This is a genomic window from Rhodospirillaceae bacterium, assembly GCA_018660465.1.
Classification (GTDB): Bacteria; Pseudomonadota; Alphaproteobacteria; order Rhodospirillales; family JABJKH01; genus JABJKH01.
This window is the reverse complement of the sequence record JABJKH010000097.1, coordinates 12,830-28,162: the sequence shown is the minus strand read 5'-3', so window position 1 is coordinate 28,162 and position 15,333 is coordinate 12,830. Positions and strand designations below refer to the sequence as shown.

General features: G+C 50.3%; 13 protein-coding genes. 7 read left to right on the top strand and 6 right to left on the bottom strand.

All coding sequences use genetic code 11. The annotated features are described in order from the left end of the window. Window positions 1-15: 15 nt before the first annotated feature. Window positions 16-1,272, top strand: coding sequence for a transcription termination factor Rho (rho, locus tag HOM51_17030; protein MBT5036220.1), 1,257 nt, complete (start codon window positions 16-18; stop codon window positions 1,270-1,272). A 54-nt stretch (window positions 1,273-1,326) separates the two neighbouring features. Here the strand turns inward: rho and HOM51_17025 are convergent, their stop codons facing one another. The 3 genes from HOM51_17025 to HOM51_17015 are packed head-to-tail and all read right to left on the bottom strand — an operon-like array spanning window position 1,327 to window position 4,830. After that, window positions 1,327-2,301 (bottom strand): quinone oxidoreductase, encoded by a 975-nt coding sequence (locus HOM51_17025; protein MBT5036219.1) that lies wholly within the window; start codon window positions 2,299-2,301, stop codon window positions 1,327-1,329. Window positions 2,302-2,334: 33 nt separating this feature from the next. Beyond that, the gene (locus tag HOM51_17020) at window positions 2,335-2,787 is read right to left on the bottom strand and encodes a methylated-DNA--[protein]-cysteine S-methyltransferase (GenBank protein ID MBT5036218.1); all 453 of its coding nucleotides are present in this window, start codon (window positions 2,785-2,787) and stop codon (window positions 2,335-2,337) included. 3 nt (window positions 2,788-2,790) lie between these two features. Beyond that, window positions 2,791-4,830, bottom strand: a complete 2,040-nt coding sequence (locus HOM51_17015) for a thioredoxin domain-containing protein (protein ID MBT5036217.1) — start codon at window positions 4,828-4,830, stop codon at window positions 2,791-2,793. Window positions 4,831-4,981: 151 nt separating this feature from the next. Here HOM51_17015 and HOM51_17010 point away from each other — a divergent pair, with 151 nt between their 5' ends. The 6 genes from HOM51_17010 (at window position 4,982) to HOM51_16985 (ending at window position 11,024) form a co-directional block, all read left to right on the top strand. Beyond that, window positions 4,982-5,326 (top strand): (2Fe-2S) ferredoxin domain-containing protein, encoded by a 345-nt coding sequence (locus HOM51_17010; protein ID MBT5036216.1) that lies wholly within the window; start codon window positions 4,982-4,984, stop codon window positions 5,324-5,326. Window positions 5,327-5,352: 26 nt separating this feature from the next. Continuing rightward, the gene (gene mnmE, locus HOM51_17005) at window positions 5,353-6,690 is read left to right on the top strand and encodes a tRNA uridine-5-carboxymethylaminomethyl(34) synthesis GTPase MnmE (protein MBT5036215.1); all 1,338 of its coding nucleotides are present in this window, start codon (window positions 5,353-5,355) and stop codon (window positions 6,688-6,690) included. Window positions 6,691-6,776: 86 nt separating this feature from the next. Continuing rightward, complete coding sequence (mnmG, locus tag HOM51_17000; GenBank protein ID MBT5036214.1) at window positions 6,777-8,645, top strand: tRNA uridine-5-carboxymethylaminomethyl(34) synthesis enzyme MnmG; 1,869 nt, start codon at window positions 6,777-6,779, stop codon at window positions 8,643-8,645. Between the two features lie 45 nt (window positions 8,646-8,690). After that, complete coding sequence (gene rsmG, locus HOM51_16995; protein MBT5036213.1) at window positions 8,691-9,341, top strand: 16S rRNA (guanine(527)-N(7))-methyltransferase RsmG; 651 nt, start codon at window positions 8,691-8,693, stop codon at window positions 9,339-9,341. Further along, window positions 9,319-10,131 (top strand): ParA family protein, encoded by an 813-nt coding sequence (locus tag HOM51_16990; GenBank protein ID MBT5036212.1) that lies wholly within the window; start codon window positions 9,319-9,321, stop codon window positions 10,129-10,131. The genes rsmG and HOM51_16990 overlap by 23 nt, the downstream gene beginning before the upstream one ends. Continuing rightward, window positions 10,131-11,024 (top strand): ParB/RepB/Spo0J family partition protein, encoded by an 894-nt coding sequence (locus HOM51_16985; protein ID MBT5036211.1) that lies wholly within the window; start codon window positions 10,131-10,133, stop codon window positions 11,022-11,024. Before HOM51_16990 ends, HOM51_16985 begins: the two co-directional genes overlap by 1 nt. 89 nt (window positions 11,025-11,113) lie before the next feature. Here the strand turns inward: HOM51_16985 and HOM51_16980 are convergent, their stop codons facing one another. The 3 genes from HOM51_16980 to HOM51_16970 are packed head-to-tail and all read right to left on the bottom strand — an operon-like array spanning window position 11,114 to window position 15,220. Then, window positions 11,114-12,139: a DNA polymerase III subunit delta gene (locus HOM51_16980; GenBank protein MBT5036210.1), complete on the bottom strand. Its 1,026-nt coding sequence runs from the start codon at window positions 12,137-12,139 to the stop codon at window positions 11,114-11,116. A gap of 17 nt (window positions 12,140-12,156) precedes the next feature. After that, entirely contained in the window at window positions 12,157-12,669 is a 513-nt protein-coding gene (locus tag HOM51_16975; GenBank protein MBT5036209.1) for a hypothetical protein, read from the bottom strand. After that, complete coding sequence (locus tag HOM51_16970; GenBank protein ID MBT5036208.1) at window positions 12,656-15,220, bottom strand: leucine--tRNA ligase; 2,565 nt, start codon at window positions 15,218-15,220, stop codon at window positions 12,656-12,658. The genes HOM51_16975 and HOM51_16970 overlap by 14 nt, the downstream gene beginning before the upstream one ends. Window positions 15,221-15,333: the final 113 nt, after the last annotated feature.

Below are 15,333 nucleotides of genomic sequence, written 5' to 3'. Positions count from 1 at the left end.
CTGTAAAGTTCACCAATGAAACTCAAGGAACTAAAACAAAAAACACCCGCCGATCTTTTGGCTTTTGCTGAAGAATTGGAAATTGAGAACGCCAGTACTCTGCGAAAGCAGGACATGATGTTCGCAATTTTGAAGACGCTCGCTGAGAACGAAGAATCTATCTTCGGCGATGGGGTTTTGGAGGTGTTGCAAGATGGATTTGGTTTTCTCCGGTCGCCGGAAGCGAACTATTTACCGGGGCCGGACGATATCTATGTCTCGCCCAGCCAGGTAAGACGCTTCGGACTTCGCACGGGTGACACGGTAGACGGGGAAATTCGCTCGCCAAAAGACGGTGAACGGTATTTTGCACTGTTGAAGGTGATTGATATTAATTTTGAAGAACCGAATAAGGTTCGCCATCGGATCAATTTTGATAACCTAACGCCGCTTTATCCAGACGAACGCCTGAAGATGGAAGTCGATGATCCGGAATTAAAAGATAAAACAACCCGAGTAATTGATCTGGTTAGTCCCATTGGTAAGGGCCAGCGGGCGCTTATCGTGGCACCGCCACGGACGGGTAAAACGGTCATGTTGCAGAACGTTGCCCACGCAATCGCGGCCAATCACCCAGAATGTTACCTGATCGTCCTCTTAATCGACGAACGGCCCGAAGAAGTTACGGACATGGACCGTTCAGTTAAAGGCGAAGTCGTCAGTTCAACTTTTGATGAGCCGGCGTCGCGCCACGTTCAGGTTGCTGAAATGGTAATTGCCAAGGCGAAACGTTTGGTTGAGCACAAGCGAGATGTGGTGATTTTGTTGGATTCTATTACCAGACTGGCACGCGCCTATAACACAGTCGTGCCGTCATCGGGTAAAGTTCTAACGGGTGGTGTTGACGCCAATGCGTTGCAACGACCTAAGCGTTTCTTTGGTGCCGCGCGTAATATTGAGGAAGGCGGCTCATTGACTATTATCGCGACGGCCCTGGTGGATACGGGCTCGCGTATGGACGAAGTGATTTTTGAAGAATTTAAAGGCACAGGCAATTCGGAGATTCTGCTGGATCGCAAACTTATTGATAAGCGCGTGTTCCCGGGCATTGATATTACGAAGTCTGGTACCCGTAAGGAAGAACTGCTGATCGATAAGGGTACTCTTTCGAAAATGTGGGTGCTACGGCGAATCCTCATGCCTATGGGCGTTGTCGACGCCATGGAGTTCCTGCTGGGCAAATTGAAAGATTCGAAGAATAACGAGGACTTCTTTGATTCAATGAATACCTAAGGGAATATGTAGAGCGGCTCAACTAAGAACCGCCCTACCCAGTTGTTTAATTCATTACGGTAAGAAAATGGTTGAGCCCGTTGTTTTCCGGGCTTCTAGGTCGATGTGTGCCTGGGCTGCATCCTTTAGCGCGTAGGTCTGATTGACCGATACCTTGACGTGCCCATTTGCGACCACATCGAACAGATCATTCGCCGTCTCAACAAGGTCTTCCCGCTTGCCAGTGTAATGAACCAGCCCGGGCCGTGTCAGAAAGAGCGAGCCCTTGCCGGCGAGTATATTCGGCGCCATTGGGGGTACGGGGCCGGATGCGTTGCCGAAGGTAACCATGGTGCCCAACGGGCGAAGACAGTCTAAAGAATCATCAAACGTATCTTTACCAATCGAATCATAGACCACCGGCAGTCCTTCGCCATCGGTGATTTCCAGAACCCGGTCTTTAAAGCTCTCCCGTGTATAGACAATCGGATAGTCGCAGCCATTCGCCTTAGCCAATTCAGCTTTTTCATCAGAACCAACGGTGCCGATGACGGTTGCGCCCAAGTGCTTGGCCCACTGACAAACGATCGAGCCAACACCGCCGGCAGCGGCGTGAATTAAGATCGTGTCGCCAGATTGGATGGCATAGGTCTTTTTGACCAGGAATCTTGCGGTCATACCTTGGAGCATCATGGACGCTGCCTGTTCATCGGTGACCCCATCGGGGATGGCGATAAGCTTAGCAGCCGGAACCAGACGTTCTTCCGCATACGCGCCCGGTACAGGGGCGTAGGCAACCCGTTGGCCGACAGTTAGGCCCGTCACGTCAGGTCCGACTTCTTCAACCACGCCAGCGGCTTCAGCACCGATGACAGCGGGCAAAGAGGGCAAGGGATACAGTCCCATGCGGTGGTAACAATCGATGAAGTTTAGACCCATGGCGGTTTGGCGGAGTCTGACTTGCCCTTCTCCGGGTGCACCGACGTCTACATCTTCCCACTTCATAACTTCTGGGCCGCCGGTTTCGTGAATACGGATTGCTTTAGTCATTTGATTGGTCCCTGTTGATTTGTTTAATTGGGATTACTTTAACCTGTAGCCTTCCAGGCGTAAAAGGGCACGTTTCGTATCTATGCCATCGCCGCCTGTATAACCGGTCAATTTGCCGGTCGCACTGATGACGCGGTGGCAGGGTATGATGATGGGAAGAGGGTTCTTCCCACAGGCGCCGCCGACGGCACGGGCGGCTGAGCCTAGGGCCTTCGCTAAGTCACCATAGGTTTGGATGGTGCCGTAGGGAATTTGTTGTAGCAAGGTCCAGAGGCGTTTTTGAAAGGCTGTTCCCTGAGGACGCAGGGGAAGGTCGAATTGCTGTAAAGTGCCGTTGAAATATGCATCCAGTTGTCGATGCGCTTCTTCAAGCAGCGCGGAAGATTGTGATTCTGGGACTTCACCCCAATCAAAGGCAACAAGCGCACCATCGTCTTCAAATAAGGTCAGTGCGCCTGCCTGGCTCTGGTACGTGAGATGCGGCATTTTCTATGTTTTGGACAAGGCTTCGGCGAGCGCTGCGGGGTCTTTCTGGGGCGGACTGCAGGTCGGGCCAATACAGATATACGCGGCTGGTTTTCCATCGATCAGGCCTTTGCCATGGGCGGGATGGTCGGGCGGAAGGGGTGCGTCTGGACTAAGCTGCAATAAGATTTGGGTCGGGACCGAAGTAGTGTGTACGGTTTGAAGTAAGGCCTTAGTATCAGGATCGTCGGGTTCACCGACGACAACAATTTGTGTCGCTAGCGCCAAGAGCTCAAAACCACAAAGCATGACGGTTTGGCCGACAAGCCGGTCGATCTCGGGCGACGAAAATAGCTTGTTCATCGCGTCGGCGCGGTCGCGGTAGTCGGTGTTTCCGGTAAGGGTAAACAGGCGCGCCAGGACATTCATCATGGTACCGTTGCCTGACGGTGTGGCGTTGTCAGTAACGGTTTTGGAGCGCGTAATGACGTCGGTGGCGCTGGCCGCGGTTAGGAAATATCCGCCATTTTCGTCGTCCCAATAGCCTTCGTTGGTTTGGGTTACCCAGGCGACGGCTTGGTCCAAATATGTTGTGTCGCCGGTATGCTCGTAAAGGGTAATCGCCGCCATCGTCATGTTGGCATAGTCATCTAGGATTGCTGTGTAGCGGAGACGCCCTTCCCGCCAGGTGTGGTTCAAATGACCTTGGTCTACCATCAGAGTACAGACAAATTGATAGGCACTTTTGGCAGCTTCAAGCCATTCGGGTTCATCGAAGACTGTGCCCGCTTTGGTCAGAGCGGTTATCATAAGGCCGTTCCAATCGGCCAGCACCTTATCATCCCAAAGCGGCCAAATACGGTCGTTTCGGACCTGGAGTAATTTGTCCCGAGCCTTGGTCAGTTCTTGTTCCTCTTCGCTTGTGCCAAGGGTTGGATTGGCGGTGCGGTTGAGGATTGTTTTACCTTCCCAATTGCCGAAGGGATGGATTTCATAGTGACTCTTAAAGTTTTCAGACGAGTCGCCCAATAGGCTGTCGATTTCAGCTTCGTTCCAGACGTAGAACTTTCCTTCCTCACCCTCACTGTCGGCATCATAGGCGCTGGCAAAGGCAAAGGGAGAAGCAGCGTTGTCGTCAGGTCGCACGACCATTTCCCGCAAGGCCCAGGTGATTGTTTCTCTTATTCTGGTGGCCAGTAAGGGGGACCTCGTTTCCTGCCAAACTTCGGTCATGAGTTCAATGAGGAGAGCGTTATCGTACAGCATTTTTTCGAAATGCGGTGCGAGCCAAATATCGTCGGTAGAGTACCGTGCAAAGCCGCCGCCCAGGTGGTCATAAATCCCGCCTTGGCAGATTTTATCCAGGGTGAGAATTACGCTCTCGCTGAGGCGGCTTGATCCTGTGCGTTTGGCCGCGCGCCAGAGGAAATTAAAAAAATCTGGTTGCGGAAACTTGGGTGCCCCTTGGGTGCCACCATTTGCCATGTCAATAAAGTTGCTGGCCCGGTTAGCGACCTCGTCAATTATGTCCATTGTTAAGCCATCGCCCGGCGTCGGTCGGGCATTTTCTTCCAGACCGTGGCGGAGAGCATCAACATTACTGCGGACGTTTTCGGGCTCGTTAAAGAATGTGTGGGATATACTTTGTATGAGATCACCAAAGCCCGGACGACCGTATCTGGCGGTTGCCGGGAAATACGTCCCCCCCCAGAACGGATGGCCGTCCGGTGTCAGGAACATCGTCAACGGCCAGCCACCTTGCTGCCCCATCATGTGCAGGGCAGACTGATATATAACATCTAGATCAGGGCGTTCTTCCCGATCTACTTTGATGTTGATAAAGAGCTTGTTCATCACGGCAGCAATGGCATCATTTTCAAAGCTTTCATGCGCCATGACATGACACCAATGACACGCGGCGTAACCAATGGAGAGCAGAATTGGCTTGTTTTGGGACTGGGCCTCCGCCAGGGCATCCGGTCCCCAGGCCCGCCAATGGACCGGATTATCTTTATGCTGCAGGAGGTAGGGACTTGTTTCGTTGGCAAGAAGGTTTGATGTCATTCGGTAAATCCGTCATTGCCGATTTATGAGTGTCTTGTCATAGGCATCGGTGGAAGGTAGGAGTGGTTCAACACGGCGTACTAGACAATATTGGCGACGATTGCCGCAAATAAAAGGCCGTAAGTAAAGAATCGGCGAAAGGATTAGATTTATGACGGATAATAATGCGACCTCCGCTGACCTGTTTTACCGCTGCCATGTCTTTTGTTGTACCAACGAACGGCCGGAAAAACATCCTAGAGGGTCTTGTTCACGCCGGGATTCGGTTAAATTACGCAATTATATGAAGGCCAGAGCCAAAGAAATGGGACTGAGAGGTGTGCGGATCAACTCCGCCGGGTGTCTGGATCGCTGCGAATTGGGTCCGACGATGGTGGTGTATCCCGAAGGGATTTGGTATCGCTGCGAAACGAACGAAGATATTGACCAGGTTTTAACCCAGCATGTCCAAAACGGCGAACCGGTGAAACACCTTATGTTGGATGTTGATGAGTAATAACTACTACATATTGTAGGTATTTGATGAATCAAGCCGAAACCATTTATGCATTGGCCAGCGGCATCGGCGTATCAGGGTTACAGGTTTTTAGGATTTCTGGTCCTCAGTCTGGGGCTGTACTAAAAGCTCTAACCGGGCATCCCCTCCCCTCCCCTCGTATGGCGACGTATACAAAATTTGTTCAACCCGATGCAGGGACAGATTTAGATCAAGGTCTTATTCTGTGGTTTCCGGCCCCGGCGAGCTATACCGGGGAAGACGTTGCCGAAGTTCATGCGCACGGCGGACGGGCTGTTCGGGATGCGTTTTTAACTGCATTTTCGAAGGTTTCCGGGGTGCGGCAGGCCGAGCCCGGTGAATTTACCCGGCGTGCATTCGAAAACAGCAAACTCGATTTGACCGAGGTTGAGGGTCTGGCGGATCTCATTGAGGCGGAGACCGATGCGCAACGTCGCCAGGCTCTGCGCCAAATGCAAGGGGCGCTAGGAAGGCTTTATGAATCTTGGCGGGAAGACCTGATAAAGTCTCTGGCCCATGTCGAGGCAGTGATAGATTTTGCTGACGAAGAGTTGCCGGAAGAGCTTGATTCTAAAGCAAATGAGCGAATTGCGCGGGTTTTACAAGAGATACAGGACCATCTGGCGGACGGACATCGCGGCGAACTTCTACGCGATGGTGTAAGTCTCGCGATTATCGGACCACCCAATGCAGGCAAATCAAGTTTTTTGAATCATCTCGCCCAGCGGGATGTGGCGATTGTGTCGTCTGAACCGGGCACGACTCGAGATATTATAGAGGTTCATTTGGATCTTGCGGGCTATCCGGTGGTTGTCGCTGATACGGCAGGACTGCGGGAAGGGCAAAGTGACATTGAATCGGAAGGAATTCGCCGTGCGCTGGAACGGGCAAACAATGCTGATTTAAAGATTTATTTGTGTGACCAAGGGTCCTGGTCCCCAGATGAGAAAGATTTAAAACGCATTCTAGATGACCAGACCTTTCTCGTGGTTAATAAAATGGATTTAGGAGACATTGGCGATGCCACTGAAATGCTGGGGCACCTGATTTATCCCATATCGGTGCGTACAGGTGACGGGATCGGAAACCTGCTATCCGCTTTGGAGGCGTCTGTATCAGAACAGTTCGAGGCTTCTGAATCGCCTGCTTTAACTCGGGAGCGTCATCGCAATGCATTAGAGGAATGTCAGGAATTTCTGCAATCTTCTTTATCGGTCGTGGAATCGGAGTTTCGGGCGGAAGAGCTCCGTCTTGGGGTCCGAGCTTTGGCGCGTATCACGGGTCGGGTGGATGTCGAGGACTTACTCGATGTTATTTTTAACGAATTTTGCATCGGTAAATAATGTTTCACGTGAAACATTGTGGAGATTTGTCCTGTTTCGACCGGTTCTAATTGACTCCTGAACTCGAGATACCTAAGTTCCGGTCCATGCAAGAGGTTGATGTCCTAGTCATTGGCGGTGGGCACGCAGGTGCGGAGGCGGCTGCGGCTGCGGCGCGCATGGGTGCCGCGACCCTGCTTGTCACCCATCGCCTTGATTCTATTGGTGAAATGTCGTGCAATCCGGCGATTGGCGGCCTTGCAAAGGGGCAGCTGGTTCGGGAGATTGATGCGCTCGATGGCCTTATGGGCCGGGCGATTGACCAGGCGGGCATTCAATTTCGCATGTTGAACCAAAGTAAAGGCCCGGCCGTTCGGGGGCCAAGGGCACAGGCAGACCGCAAACTGTATAAAAACGCCATTCAGTCTCTCTTAAATGAAATCTCGGGCCTTAAAATCCACGAAGCGGGGGCGGAAGACCTGATATTCGATAAAGACGGCGCTGTTACAGGGATTGTGACCGGGTCTGGTGTGGAAATTCGATCTAGGGCCATCGTCGTAACGACCGGCACCTTCCTTCGGGGCCTGATTCATCGCGGAGAAGAGCAAATTCCTGCCGGGCGAATTGGGGACGCACCGGCTGTTGGGCTGGCTTTGGCGTTTGAGCGGGCGGGATTTAATCTTGGGCGTTTAAAAACCGGGACCCCTCCCCGCCTGGATGGACGAACCATTCATTGGGATCGTTTGCAGGCGCAACCGGGCGATGCAACTCCAACACCGTTTTCTTATTTAACATCAAAGATTTCGACGCCGCAGATTAATTGCCACATTACCCATACAAATCAAGCTGTACACGATATCATTCAAGCGAATTTGCATCGCTCACCGATGTATTCAGGCCAGATTGAGAGCACCGGGCCACGGTATTGCCCGTCAATCGAAGATAAAATTGTTCGATTTGCCCATCGGGACAGCCATCAAATCTTTTTGGAACCGGAAGGCTTGGATGATGATACGGTTTATCCAAACGGAATTTCGACATCACTGCCTGAAAGTGTGCAGATCGACTTGGTAAAAAGAATTCCCGGCCTAGAGGACGCGGTCATAACGCAAGCGGGATATGCGATTGAGTACGATTTTGTTGATCCGCGGGAACTTAAGCCGACACTAGAAACCCATAAGATTCCAGGGCTTTTCCTTGCCGGCCAGATTAATGGCACGACAGGATATGAAGAGGCCGGGGCCCAAGGTCTGATGGCGGGGGTTAATGCGGCAATTCTGGCGGGCGGCAATCAAGATGACTTTATTGTGGATCGAGCCGAGGGCTATATTGGCGTTATGATTGACGACCTGGTGACATTGGGGACGAAAGAGCCGTACCGCATGTTTACGTCTCGTGCTGAATATCGCTTGAATCTTCGAGCTGATAATGCGGACCGACGCCTGACTCCTCGGGGCATAGAAGTCGGGTGCGTTGGATCGGCGCGACGTGACGTGTTTCAGGCGAAAGATGAAGCGCTGAATTCGGCAACGGCTTTGCTGACCTCTCTTTCTGCGACGCCGACCCAGTTGAAGAAACACGGCATTAAGGTTAATCAAGACGGTACTTGGCGTACAGCGTTGGATTTATTGGCTTATTCGGAGATCACAGTCCACCGATTGACGGAGATTTGGCCCGAACTTGCTGGTTTAAGATCGGATATTATAGAGCAGATGGAAATCGGTGCGCGGTATGCGGGATACCTCGGACGCCAAGATTCGGATATTAAAGCCTTCCGTCGGGATGAAGCTTTGGAAATTCCGGCTGATCTTGATTTTAATTCCATTGGCGGGCTGTCAACAGAAGTGCGGGCGAAATTATCCGAGGCGAGACCGGCGACTTTGGGGGCTGCGTCCCGCGTGTCTGGCGTTACGCCGGCGGCGTTGGTCGCGTTGCTGGGTCATGTGCGCCGTCGCGACGATCGTTTATCCGCATAAATTGTTTCACGTGAAACTATTTGAAATGATAAGAGTTTGGACCCTATGACCGATCCCGAGCTTGCGCCGTTAACCATAAATGAATTTCAAGAACTGACCCACGTTTCCGATGAAACGCTCCGTAATCTTGAAAAATATAAAGACATTTTAACACAATGGCAGAAAAAGATTAATCTCGTCAGCCAGAAGAGTCTAAACGATCTATGGCGTCGGCACATGCTCGACTCTGCTCAACTCTTCTCTCATTTGATAAATGTTAAAAATCCAATTATTGATCTCGGCAGTGGGGCCGGGTTTCCTGGGTTGGTGCTCGCGATTATGGGATTGAAAAATATCCATCTGGTAGAAAGCGACAATCGCAAGTGCACATTTTTGCGGGAGATCAGTGTACAAACCAACACGGACGCCACGATTCATAATGCACGAATAGAGAAAATGGACACGATTGATGCAGGCGTCGTCCTTGCGCGAGGGCTTGCGTCTTTAGATGCCTTGCTCGATTATGCAGCCCCTTTACTGGCAGAAAATGGATTTTGTCTGTTTCTAAAGGGGCAAAAGGTGGAACAGGAATTGACCCTCTGCCAGAAAAATTGGATGATGCAAGTCCATCGGGTCGACAGTTTGTCTGACCCGACGGGGGTCATCCTTAAAATAGATAACGTTTCTAGGAAAAATGCTTGTGAATCAAGACCTTAACAAGGTTTCTGGACCTCGAATACTCGCCATAGCCAATCAAAAAGGTGGTGTGGGGAAGACGACAACAGCGATCAATCTTGCGACCGCCTTAGCCGCTGTTGATAACCAGGTCCTGGTCATCGATTTTGATCCCCAAGGCAATGCCAGTTCCAGTCTTGGAATTGACCGGGATGACCGCGCAGTCAATTCATATCATGTGGTTATCGGTGAAGTTGCCTTGGACGATGCAATTCGATCCACCGATATTCCGGGTTTATTTATTGTGACTTCTAATAATGATTTGGCCGGAGCTGCGGTTGAATTGGTTGATGCAGACGACCGGGAATATGCTCTGCGCGGCGCGATAAACGCATGCAGTCAAAAATTCGATTACGTTTTAATCGATTGCCCGCCAACTCTCGATCTCCTCACCATCAATGCGTTGGTTGCGACCCAAGGTGTATTGGTGCCGCTGCAGTGTGAATTCTTAGCGTTAGAAGGAATCAGCGATTTAGTTCAACTCATTAACCGGGTTGAAGGTGCCTTTAATCCGGGCCTGGAAATCCAAGGAATCGTGCTGACGATGTTTGATATTCGTAATAATTTGTCTGGCATGGTGGCTAATGATGTTCGCGAGTTTTTTGGTGACAAGGTTTATAAGACTGTCATTCCACGAAATGTACGTGTCTCCGAGGCTCCTTCCCATGGTCGCCCTGTCTTGATTTATGATATGAAGTGTGCGGGCTCGAAGGCTTATTTGCATTTGGCGGATGAAGTCTTAAAGCGTGAACACCAGCAGGTGGCCGTCTAATGGCACAAGAACCAAAACGCCGCAGTCTCGGCAAGGGACTGTCGTCTTTATTAGGCGACCCATTGTCAAAGAAAAACGATACGAAGTCCGAAGTTGCAAAACCATCAAATGTCGTTCCGGTCGAATTTCTGCATCCCGGTCGCTATCAGCCACGGCAAAAGTTTGACAAGGATCAGATCAGAGAACTGGCCCAGTCAATTAAAGACAAAGGAATACTGCAGCCACTTTTGGTACGCAAACATCCGGATAAAGAAGACGCCTTTGAAATCATCGCCGGGGAACGGCGCTGGCAAGCTGCCCAAGAGGCACAGCTACACGAAGTCCCTGTAATCATTAGGGAATTTTCGGATAAAGAAACCTTAGAAGTTGCTTTGGTCGAAAACCTTCAGCGAGAAGATCTTTCAGTCTTAGAAGAAGCCAAGGGTTATAACCGGCTCATGGAAGAGTTTTCCCACACCCAAGAAGAGCTTGCAAAGGTTGTTGGCAAAAGCCGCAGCCATGTTGCAAACACGCTTCGCCTTTTGGGACTTCCGGAACCGGTTCGCCAAATGTTGGACGATGGTAAGCTCAGTGCCGGTCATGCACGCGCACTCTTGGGCACGGAAAGTTCACTGCCCTTGGCGGAGATGGTGATTAATCAAGGACTGAATGTAAGGCAAACTGAAAAACTGGTGCAGAAAAGTAATGCACCAAAAAAACCGCTCCGTCCAAAACCAGTTAAAGATCCCGATACGGTTGTTTTGGAAAACGATATTACCAACCTATTAGGCCTGAAAACGGAAATAGATTTCAAAGGCAATAGCGGGACCCTAACGGTTAAATATAAAACCCTCGAACAGCTTGATGATATTCTGGAACGCTTGAGCCGCGGTGGGAGTATGACCGGATCGTAAAGTCGGGTATTTAATTCATCCATTATAAAGTTCGTATCATTCTGATTCATTGGCTAGAATCAGGATAGTATTCCCATAAAATATTTTTATCAGGCTTTTCGAGCCGCTTGAGCGATACGCAGCAAGGCGCGGCCACAAATTGCTTCTGCTGGAAGCCCAGTTGATTTGCATTCCAGCTCGGCTTCGGTAACTAATTCAAGCGCATGGGCCAATTTATATTTCGACCAACGCTGCAGCTGAGTGCGAAAACCATTGGTAAATTTGAATATTATCGGCGGCCTAAGGGATTTCATCGCTTGATCGGGAGATTGTCCCTTATCCATAGCACCCGAAGCTAAATGCAAGCGCTGCAAGTGCCGGCCAATTGCTCGCAAAATGGCAACCGGGTGGAGACCTTCGTTCAAGACACGGGCAAGAGCCGTTTCTAGACCAGAAAGATCCCCGCCTGCTGCGGCGTAAATGACAGAATCCAAAGACGTCGCGCCATTGTCTCCGACACACGCCATGGCATCTTCCAAAGAAACTTCGCCGGGCGCGCCCTTGAACAAGGCCAACTTTTCAAGTTCCTTGCGGGTCACCATCCGATCTGACCCCAAATGCTCTTCTAAATAAGCGCTGGCTTCGCGGGTTGCGGTCAGTTGGGATTGAGATAAAATTTCGCGAATGACGTCGGTAATTTGACGGTTGTTATCTTCGTAGCACGCTAAGGCCGCCCCCGCTTTAGACGCTTCGAATGTTTTACGAAGCTTTGATCGAGGGCCCAAGGTGCCGGCTTCGACAACGACAAACGCATCTCCTTGTGGATCGCTTAGAAATTCTTCGAAGGTTTTCGCGATCCCGTCCGTACCGTCGGGAATTCTAATAACACGACGGCCCCCGCTGAAAGATATGGCGGCGGCTTCGTCGCTCAATCTCGCAGGATCGTTTTTCAAATCCCCGGCAGAAATGTCTACGCTGCAAAACGGATCATTTAAATCGTCTACGATAAGTTTGGCTAATAGAATAGCGCGCTCATGAACCAAGCCCTGATCCGGACCGTAGACAAGAACCGCGCGAATGGCAGGGTCCGGATTATTTATAAAACTTTCTACTTTGGCACCAGAGATTTTTACCACAAGATTTTTACCATCGGCTACTGCGAATTTTTAGACTGCCCGACGAAATAAACTGCTAACCGAGTACGAATATCTTCGCTCAATTGTAAAATGCCGCGCTCGCGAGCATTCTTTTCGGCACTTAAAGTTGCGAAATCAGAACTGACAATATCATAGCTACTAATAACGAAGACGTTTCCCGACGTTAGCGGTTTGCCATTCACTGACGATATCAAATTGAAGCCGCCGGTTAGTCGCAAATCGGCACGGGTTGCAAAGGCGTTTTTCTTTACGGCAAATGCATTTTTAGATTCTCTCACGGTAACATTTAAAATGTAATGAGGATGTTGTGGCGCGCCGTGTGGTGTCAGGAGATCAAGCAGTTCGTTTCTCACCTGCTGACCAATCCGGTCCCGAATAATACTAATCTTTATTGCCGAAAGCTCGGTCGGAGAATCAAATTTCCCCTGGGTACCATAGAGCGACTTAAAGCCACATCCACTGAGCAGCAGAACAACCAAACAACTACAAAAAGGTTTAAATAACCACATTGACAATCCGGTTTGGAACAACAATGACTTTACGTATGGCTTTATCGTTTACAACGTTGATAACACTGGGTAATTCTAGAGCAGCGGTTTCTACTAATTGCTTATCCATATCCTTAGGCACTTCTATGGTGCCGCGCAATTTTCCGTTAACTTGTACTGCTACCGTTACATTGTCGTCTTGTAAAAGAGTTTCGTCAACTGAAGGCCATGGCGCCGTTGCTAGGGTTGATTTGTGACCAAGCATTTCCCAAAGCTCTTCACATAAGTGCGGCATTATAGGGCCTATAAGGCGAACGACGGTTTCATAGCCATCTCGTAAAACCCACGCGGCACCTTCGGACGATTTATCAAGTCCTTCTAGCAAGTTTGTCAGCTCACGAATTCGGGCAACAGCTTTGTTAAACCGAAATCGATCTAAATCTTCGGAAACAGAAAAAGTCGTTTTGTGAATAGCCCTTAATACATCTTCCGTCTCAGACGAAAATGCATTTGGCTTAGGTGTGCCGACCTCAACAAAAGCCTGCTCAGGTTCCGCTACCAAACGCCATAACCGATTCAAAAAACGCCACGCTCCATCGATGCCCGCATCCGTCCATTCCAAATCGCGTTCAGGCGGACTATCAGATAATACGAACAGTCGCGCTGTATCGGCACCATAGGTATCAATAATGCCTTCGGGATCGACGACATTAAATTTAGACTTGCTCATTTTTATGGAGCGTCCAACGGTGACGGAGTCACCGGTTTCGCTGTGGACGTAATCCCCTTCGCCGCGTCGCACGACCTGCTCAGGATAGAGCCACCCACCCGCGCCATCTTGATAAGTTTCGTGACAAACCATGCCTTGGGTCAAAAGACCTGCAAACGGCTCGCTCTCACCAAGGTAGTCACATTTTTTTAGAGCCCGCGTGAAGAAGCGAGAATATAGCAAATGCAGAACCGCGTGTTCGATGCCACCAATGTATTGGTCAACAGGCATCCAATAATCTACCGCCTCACGATCAAAAGCGGTTTCCGCGTGTGGTGAACAGAAGCGTGCAAAGTACCAAGATGATTCAAAAAAAGTATCAAACGTATCAGTTTCTCTTTCGCCAGGCCCTCCACATGTCGGGCAATTTGTAATCTTCCAGGTGGCGTGGTTGGCCAGCGGGTTTCCCGGCAAATCGAAGGAAACGCTATCCGGCAATTGAACCGGCAAATCTTTTTCTGGAACCGGCACATCGCCACACGCGTCACAATGAATGATCGGAATGGGGCAGCCCCAATACCGCTGCCGCGACACCCCCCAATCCCGCAGCCGATAATTTATCGCGCGTGTGCCCACGTCCAAATCTTCAAGGCGGGAAATGGCGGCTGTCTTCGCGTCCTTGATGTTAAGCCCATCCATGAAGTCGGAATTAATGTGCACTCCTTCTTCTGTATAGGCGATATCTTCAACCGTAAATTGATCCGCATTATCTCCAATTGGGGCGACGACAGGTATGACATCTAGGTTGTACTTCCTAGCGAAATCTAAGTCGCGTTGATCGTGGGCTGGGCAGCCATAGATCGCGCCAGAGCCATATTCCATTAGAACAAAATTGGCCACGTAAACCGGTAATTCTTTTCCATCAATGAAAGGGTGGCGCGCCGTAATGCCAGTATCCACGCCCATTTTTTCAACGGTTTCAATCGCCGCTTCACTGGTACCTTGTTTATTACATTCAGCAATAAAGTCCGCCAATCCCTTGTTATCTAGGGATAATTCCTGTGCTAGCGGATGATTTGCGGCAATCGCACAGAAAGTTGCGCCAAAAATGGTATCGGGCCGCGTGGTATAAATTTCGAGCGATTCCGGCACGCCATTTAGGGAAAATGTTACGTGCGCTCCTTCCGACCGACCGATCCAATTCTCTTGCATGAGTCGGACTCGATCAGGCCACCGCTCCAGCTCTTTTAAGCCGTCAAGAAGTTCGTCCGCGAAATCCGTAATTTTAAGGAACCACTGCGCCAGTTTTCGTTTTTCAACATCGGCACCTGATCGCCAACCTTTGCCGTCAATGACCTGTTCGTTTGCTAAAACAGTATTTTCGACCGGGTCCCAATTCACCCAGGATTCTTTCCGGTAAACCAGTCCCTCCTTCAGGAAGTCCAGAAACATCTTTTGTTCGTGGCGATAATAATCCGAATCGCAAGTCGCGAATTCCCGTGCCCAATCATAGGCCAGCCCCATTTTTTTAAGTTGTTGCCGCATGGCAGCAATATTTTCGTGGGTCCACTTGGCCGGTGGGACGTTGTTAGCGATGGCGGCGTTCTCAGCTGGCAAGCCGAAAGCATCCCAGCCCATGGGGTGAAGGACATTAAATCCGCGGGCTCGTTTATATCGGGCGACGACGTCACCCAAGGCATAGTTCCGCACATGGCCGACATGAATTCGTCCTGACGGATATGGAAACATCTCTAACACGTAGTATTTCGGTTTATTTTTTTCGGGGACAACGGCGAATATATTCCGTTCATCCCAGACAGCTTGCCACTTGGCTTCTGATTCTTTGAAGTTATACCGACCCATGGTCCCCGAATTTAACCTATCGTTACGGTGAATTTATGTGGATTTATAGGGCCGGAACAAACACCGCGCACGCAAAAAACCCGATCTTACGCTAGGAAACCGCCGCTAACTGC

Excerpts from the sequence above, each read along its gene's own strand:
- rsmG (MBT5036213.1), top strand. The coding sequence starts at position 8,691 with ATGACCGATCCCGAGCTTGCGCCGTTAACCATAAATGAATTTCAAGAA.
- HOM51_16975 (MBT5036209.1), bottom strand. The coding sequence starts at position 12,669 with ATGTGGTTATTTAAACCTTTTTGTAGTTGTTTGGTTGTTCTGCTGCTC.
- mnmE (MBT5036215.1), top strand. The coding sequence starts at position 5,353 with ATGAATCAAGCCGAAACCATTTATGCATTGGCCAGCGGCATCGGCGTA.
- HOM51_16985 (MBT5036211.1), top strand. The coding sequence starts at position 10,131 with ATGGCACAAGAACCAAAACGCCGCAGTCTCGGCAAGGGACTGTCGTCT.
- HOM51_16990 (MBT5036212.1), top strand. The coding sequence starts at position 9,319 with ATGCTTGTGAATCAAGACCTTAACAAGGTTTCTGGACCTCGAATACTC.
- HOM51_17010 (MBT5036216.1), top strand. The coding sequence starts at position 4,982 with ATGACGGATAATAATGCGACCTCCGCTGACCTGTTTTACCGCTGCCAT.
- rho (MBT5036220.1), top strand. The coding sequence starts at position 16 with ATGAAACTCAAGGAACTAAAACAAAAAACACCCGCCGATCTTTTGGCT.
- HOM51_17020 (MBT5036218.1), bottom strand. The coding sequence starts at position 2,787 with ATGCCGCATCTCACGTACCAGAGCCAGGCAGGCGCACTGACCTTATTT.
- mnmG (MBT5036214.1), top strand. The coding sequence starts at position 6,777 with ATGCAAGAGGTTGATGTCCTAGTCATTGGCGGTGGGCACGCAGGTGCG.
- HOM51_17025 (MBT5036219.1), bottom strand. The coding sequence starts at position 2,301 with ATGACTAAAGCAATCCGTATTCACGAAACCGGCGGCCCAGAAGTTATG.
- HOM51_16970 (MBT5036208.1), bottom strand. The coding sequence starts at position 15,220 with ATGGGTCGGTATAACTTCAAAGAATCAGAAGCCAAGTGGCAAGCTGTC.
- HOM51_17015 (MBT5036217.1), bottom strand. The coding sequence starts at position 4,830 with ATGACATCAAACCTTCTTGCCAACGAAACAAGTCCCTACCTCCTGCAG.